The sequence below is a fragment of the Cyclonatronum sp. genome (genome assembly GCF_022565315.1).
Lineage (GTDB): Bacteria > Bacteroidota > Rhodothermia > Balneolales > Cyclonatronaceae > Cyclonatronum.
Window position 1 is genome coordinate 1 of record NZ_JAIUMX010000165.1, and the last position, 5,775, is coordinate 5,775.

Here is a 5,775-nt window from a genome sequence, read left to right on the forward strand (position 1 = left end):
AAAATTGCCGAGTTCGAAAACATGCGCCGCCGCACGAACCGCGAGCGCCTTCAGCTGTTTGATGACGCCAAAATTAAGGCCGTTGCCGATTTCCTTCCGGTTTTTGACGATCTGGGCCGAAGCCTGCAGAACGTGCCCGAGGGCAGCAGCAACGCCTTCACCGACGGGGTCAAAATGGTGCACAGCAAATTCGCCTCAACCCTGGAAAAAATGGGCGTCGAGCCCATCATGGAAACGGGCATACCCTTCGATGTGGAGCTACACGACGCGCTGATGCGTCAGCCGGCACCGGATGACAGCACCGAAAGCAACACCGTGCTGCAGGTACTCGAAACCGGCTACAAGCTGGGCGAAAAAGTGATTCGTCACGCCAAAGTTATTGTTAGCGAATAAATAATCACTCCAAAACCTTTGAAATCCCGGCCTGAGGGTTCCTTACCCCGGCCGGGGTAAATTCAACTTCATGAGCAAACGAGACTACTACGAAGTACTGGGCGTTGACCGCGGAGCCAGCGCCGACGACATCAAAAGAGCCTATCGCAAAAAAGCGATGGAATACCACCCTGACCGCAATCCCGGAGATGCCTCAGCAGAAACCAAGTTTAAGGAAGCCGCTGAGGCTTTTGACGTTTTAAAAGACGATCAGAAGCGCGCCCGCTACGACCGTTACGGCCATGCCGCAGCTAACGGCGGCGGATTTGGAGGCGGTGGCGGTGCCGGATATCAGGAGATGGATTTCGAAGATATCTTCAGCCGTTTCGGGGATATTTTCGGCGGCGGCGGTTTCGGAGGAAGCTCACGTGGCGGGGGCGGCCGACGGTCGTCGGGCGTGCCCGGCTCTGATATGAAGCTGAATATGCCGCTCACCCTCGAGGAAATTGCCTACGGGGTGGAGAAGAAGCTCAAGGTTACCAAATTCACCAAATGCGGCAGCTGCAACGGCACCGGTGCTGAAACGAGCGAAGACTTCATGACCTGTGGCACCTGTAACGGAACCGGCGAGTACCGGCAGGTTTCGCGCACCATGTTCGGCTCTTTTGTGAACGTTCAGCCCTGCCCGAGCTGTCAGGGCGAGGGCCGCACCATCCGCAACAAGTGCAAAAGCTGCTCCGGCGAAGGCCGCACCAAAGGCGACGAAACCATCGTGGTCAAAATCCCGTCCGGGGTTTCGACCGGCAACTACATCACCTTGCGCGGCAAGGGAAATCAGGGCATCCGCGGCGGCGATGCCGGCGATCTGCTCGTGGTGATTCAGGAAAAAGAGCACGAATATTTCGAGCGCGACGGCGACGATATTTTTTACGACCTGCAAATCAGCATTCCCGACGCCATACTTGGTACCGAAGCCGAAGTGCCGACCCTGAAAGGGAAGGCCAAGCTCAAGATCGAGCCCGGCACGCCTTCCGGCAAGCACCTGCGCATGAAGGAAAAAGGCATCCGGCGCCTGAACAGCAACAATGTGTACGGCGATCAGTTTGTGCGCATCAACGTCTATATCCCGACCAAGCTGAGCGATAAAGAGCGTAAAGTGGTTCAGTCTCTGCAGGAAAGCGAGCATTTTGACCCCAAAATGCAGGCCGATAACAAAGACGGATTTTTCTCCCGCATCAAAAATATCTTTTCTTAAGCTTTCCGCTCAATGAATGCGCGAAGCGGGCGTTAGGTTTAGATACCATAATCCCCAATTTAAACTGAACTGGTAATGATCAAATATTTTGTGTTGGTATCGGCGCTTTTCGCCGGCCTTGCTTTTTCGCATGCCGTTCAGGCTCAAAACAACAGCCTGAACGAAGCGCAGATTGCAGCGGTCGAAGCTGCTGAATTCCGCGACTGGGACGGCAACCCGGTGCGCGTTTCCGATTTTGCGGGTAAAACCGTGCTCATCGATTTCTGGGAAACCTGGTGCAGCCCCTGCCTCGCCATCATGCCGGCCCTGAATCAGCTCATGGCCGATTTTCCGGATGATTTTGTGGTCCTTGCCGTTTCTCCCGGCTGGAGCGATACCGAAACGGTTGTGCGCCGCTTCATCGATCAGCACGATTACGACTTCATTTTTGTGCACGGCGATGAGCTCGCAACCAAGCTGGAAATCCGCGGCATCCCCTACAAAGTGTATGTGAGGCCCGACGGCACGTTCTACAAAACAGAGACCGGCTCAAGAGGACCGCAGCGGGAATTCGACGCCATCAGTGAAGTCATCCGCAGCCATCGCGGCGAATAATTCATCCCAAAAAACTCACCGCGTAAGTTCCAGAAAAACCACCGCGTAGGTACCGCGGTAAATTTTCAGCTGCAGCCGTGCCTGCCAAAGTTCTTCTCTAAAGCGCCTTTCGGAAGCATCTTCGTATGTTTCCGGGGCGCTTTTTTCTTGGGATGTGTTTTGTAGGGTGATGGAATTGATCCCCGGCCGAAGCTCCGGGAGCAGCAAGCCGGCACCGATACTTTCGTCGGGACGAACTATGTGCCTTAATCGTGCTTTCAAAAAGGCATCAGCGTGCCGGGGCGGGGTTTCCGAGGCGTACGATATTACGGGGTTCCCGGCAGCGTTGGTGCCGGCTTCAAACAGCAGGTAAAGCGGCGGGGTATCCTGCCAGGGTTCGGGCAGGGGTACCTCAGCGGGCCATCCGAGCACAATTGTTGCTTCCCCGACGGTGATTCGCTGACCTGGCTGCGGGTCAGGCAGGTACACATCACCCCAAATAAAAACAAACGCTTCGCCTTTTTGAAGGATGTTGTGATGGCGGACCACAATGCTGCTGTAAAGGCCGGTTTGCAGCAGGGCTATAAGCAGGAAAGCGGAGAGCAGGCGGTTTCGGTTTCTGTTCATGCGTTCAGATCCTTTCCGAAACGGATGGCGGCGCGGAAAAGCCGCTCACGGGCGCCGGGCTCGTCAGGTTTGGGTTGGGGGACTTCGGGTTGGGCCGGCTCCGGAGTTGCGCCGGCATCAGGGCTTGGGCCTCCGCCCCGCCGGGCTGGCTGTGCGCTCAGCCAGCGGTTGGCAAGCAGCAGGGAAAGTCCGGCGGCCAGAAAACCGAGTCCGCGCACCCACACCGGAAATTCTGCCTCGAAAAAGCGTGCAAGCAGCTGAAATGAAAGCAGCAGCACCCCGAAATTAAGGTAAACCGGCTTCAGCTGCCTGATGCCTGCCCGCATCATCAAAATCCCGAAAACCAGCAGCAGCAGATTGGCGCCGGTTTGCGCGAGCGGGCCGCTGAAGTCGCTGAGCAGTACCACGCCCAGGTACGGCAAAACAAGCAGCGCAGCCGCCCGAAACTCCGCCTGACCGGTGACCCCGGTTTTTCGGTGCCGGGCGTGCAGCAGCATCATGAGCACGAAAAGCAGCAGCAGCGGCAGCCAGCTGTCGGGCTTGTTGAGGGCGGAAAGCTCATATCCCTCCCAAACAAAAGCGAAGGAGGAAAGCGTGAGGATGAAAGCCGCGGTGCAAAGTCCCCAAAAGAGCAGCCAGGTTTTCATGGGCCGGAGCGTTTTCAGGTAGGCCAGCAGGATCATTACCGAAGCGAGGGCGAGGTAGGTGAACAGGGCCGTTTCCTGAATAAGGCCGGCTGTACCCAGCAGCACGAGCGGCAGCAGCGCGAGGGCGAAGCCGTGTGCCTGCCGGATTGCGGCGATGCGGCTGTGCTGCAGCAGAAGCAGGTACCACGGCAGGCTGAGCGCGGTGATGAGCCAGGCCGCGGCCGTCGGCCAGAAGTCATCGGGGTGACCAATGGCAAAAATGCTGAGGGCGAAGAGCAGGCCGAGCATCAGCAGGGAGAGGGCATAGCTGCGCATCAGCCAGAGCATGGGCAGGGTGATAAACGCCCAGCTGCGCATCCACAGGCCGGTGTCGCCGGGCAGCTGCCAGATTTCGGACAGCAGAACGGGCACGGCGCCGCTCACCAGAAACCAGACCGCCGCGCTGATTTCCCGGTGCAGGCGTCCGCCGCCGGGCGCGGCTTTCCAAAGCGAAAATCCCGCATAGCCGAGGGAAGCGATCAGCAGTGCAAACGACAGCGCTGTTTGCTGCCACGGGGTGAGCACATCCCACTGCCAGGCCAGCAGCAGGATGAGGCCCAGAACCACCATCACCCCGCCAAACAAACTCAGTAAATTACTCAGGAAAGCCGGTGAAGCCCCATTACCGGAATCTGACCCCGGCTGCAGGCCATGCTGTTCTTCAAAAGCCCGGATTCGGGCGGCCGTTTCGGCATCAATCAGGCCGGCTTGTTCCCAGCGCTTCAGATCAGAAAGTTTGGTTTCGGGCATAAGCAGTTTACCGTTGGTTCGGGCCTTGAGGAGGGCTGAAGCTTGAAACCTTAAGTTATTTTATTCCCCGCTGATTGGAAAATTAAATCTTTGGGCTGCTGCCGCTTCCGGTTTTTGTTTTTACACGAATTATGGGCTGCCCATACGGCGCGGGCGGTATTTAAAGGCTATCTTGCATCAACCAAACCTTTCGGTTAAAGTGAGAGGTAAACAAGCTATCAGGATGAGACCCTAAACCCATGAATCAACCAAAAGAAATGCAGACGCTGCATCCGGCAGAGGAAAGCTTTCCGCCGGTATCCGTAATTGTGCTTAACTGGAACGGACTTGCCCATCTTGAGGAGTACCTGCCGGCCCTTGCTGCAACGGACTACCCGAACCTGGAGCTCATCCTTGCCGATAACGCCTCAGATGACGGTTCCGTAGAAAGGGTGAAAGCCCGCTTTCCGCAGTTCAGGGTGCTGGAGCTGGACCAAAATTACGGCTACTGCGGCGGCAACAACCGCGCTGCGGAGGCTGCTGGCGGGGAGCTGCTCGTGTTTCTGAACAACGATGTGCGCGTTGAGCAAACCTGGCTGAAGCCCATGGTGCGTCTTTTTAAGGAGTTTCCGAAACTGGCTGCCGTGCAGCCCGTGATCCGCTCTGACCGCTACCCCGAGTTTTTTGATTACGCCGGCGCGGCGGGCGGCATGCTCGACGAGCTGGGCTACCCCTGGTGCCGCGGCCGGGTGTTCGACGCCATTGAGCGCGATACCGGTCAGTATGGCACCTATCCCGTGGAAATTTTCTGGGCCTCCGGAGCCGCGTTTTGCGTGAGGCGCGACCTGTTTCTGGAAGCCGGCGGCTTTGATGAGGACTTCGTGCTGCACATGGAGGAAATTGACCTGTGCTGGCGGCTGCAGCGGGCCGGCTGGGAGATCCGGATCAGTCCGGATTCGGTCGTGCGGCACTTGGGCGGGGGCACCCTCGCGCAGGGCAATCCCCGGAAGATGTACTTCAACATCCGCAACAGCCTGGCCATGCTCACCAAAAATTACCGTGCCGCAGCCCTCATTCCGGTGCTGGCTGCCCGGCTGATGTTCGATGCCGCCATTGGCATGCGTTTTCTGCTCCGGGGCGACATCCCCCATCACCTTGCCGTTTGGCAGGCCTACCGCGATTTTTACGTGAAGCTGCCCTACTGGCTCGAAAAGCGGGGCACCCTGAACCGCGAACTGCCCGACCGCAAAAACCCCACAGGCTTCGAGCCGATGAGCAAACTTTGGGAATATTTGCTGAAGAAAGGCTTTTAGCTGTTGGCTTTTGGCTTTTAGCCGCGGGCTTCGGTCTTCTGCTCCTACCTGGTCTCCGTATCCCGGCAATATGGGTAGATTTTGGTCCATGCCTCACAAACGTGATAAGGCCTCCGAAACTCTGCTCATTACAGCGGGCATATGGTGTACCTACGGCACACGGAAAATTGGGGTGCGGGCTTTTTTTCTACCCATGTGAAATCCCTACGGGATTTTGGCC

6 protein-coding genes are annotated in these 5,775 nt (G+C 57.4%); 4 read left to right on the forward strand and 2 right to left on the reverse strand.

The window, feature by feature from the left end; all coding sequences use genetic code 11:
• The 3 genes from LAT75_RS14980 to LAT75_RS14990 form a co-directional block, all read left to right on the forward strand.
• Positions 1–393 (forward strand): nucleotide exchange factor GrpE (locus LAT75_RS14980; RefSeq protein WP_291483537.1); only part of this gene is annotated, 393 nt, incomplete at its 5' end.
• A gap of 70 nt (positions 394–463) precedes the next feature.
• Positions 464–1,627: a molecular chaperone DnaJ gene (gene dnaJ / locus LAT75_RS14985; protein WP_291483539.1), complete on the forward strand. Its 1,164-nt coding sequence runs from the start codon at positions 464–466 to the stop codon at positions 1,625–1,627.
• Positions 1,628–1,702: 75 nt separating this feature from the next.
• Positions 1,703–2,221 carry a TlpA disulfide reductase family protein gene (locus tag LAT75_RS14990; protein ID WP_291483541.1) on the forward strand — a complete coding sequence of 173 codons (519 nt, stop codon included), beginning with the start codon at positions 1,703–1,705 and terminating at the stop codon, positions 2,219–2,221.
• A gap of 15 nt (positions 2,222–2,236) precedes the next feature.
• On the opposite strand, the gene LAT75_RS14995 is transcribed toward LAT75_RS14990, so the two are convergent.
• A complete protein-coding gene (locus LAT75_RS14995; RefSeq protein ID WP_291483543.1) occupies positions 2,237–2,827 on the reverse strand; it encodes a hypothetical protein in 591 nt (196 codons plus the stop codon).
• Positions 2,824–4,263: a DUF2157 domain-containing protein gene (locus LAT75_RS15000; protein WP_291483545.1), complete on the reverse strand. Its 1,440-nt coding sequence runs from the start codon at positions 4,261–4,263 to the stop codon at positions 2,824–2,826. Before LAT75_RS15000 ends, LAT75_RS14995 begins: the two co-directional genes overlap by 4 nt.
• A 239-nt stretch (positions 4,264–4,502) precedes the next feature.
• On the opposite strand from LAT75_RS15000, the gene LAT75_RS15005 reads away from it, so the two are divergent.
• On the forward strand, positions 4,503–5,555 hold the full coding sequence (locus LAT75_RS15005; protein ID WP_291483547.1) for a glycosyltransferase family 2 protein: 1,053 nt from the start codon (positions 4,503–4,505) through the stop codon (positions 5,553–5,555).
• Positions 5,556–5,775 lie beyond the last annotated feature (220 nt).

Excerpts from the sequence above, each read along its gene's own strand:
- LAT75_RS15005 (WP_291483547.1), top strand. The coding sequence starts at position 4,503 with ATGAATCAACCAAAAGAAATGCAGACGCTGCATCCGGCAGAGGAAAGC.
- LAT75_RS14990 (WP_291483541.1), top strand. The coding sequence starts at position 1,703 with ATGATCAAATATTTTGTGTTGGTATCGGCGCTTTTCGCCGGCCTTGCT.
- LAT75_RS14995 (WP_291483543.1), bottom strand. The coding sequence starts at position 2,827 with ATGAACAGAAACCGAAACCGCCTGCTCTCCGCTTTCCTGCTTATAGCC.
- dnaJ (WP_291483539.1), top strand. The coding sequence starts at position 464 with ATGAGCAAACGAGACTACTACGAAGTACTGGGCGTTGACCGCGGAGCC.
- LAT75_RS15000 (WP_291483545.1), bottom strand. The coding sequence starts at position 4,263 with ATGCCCGAAACCAAACTTTCTGATCTGAAGCGCTGGGAACAAGCCGGC.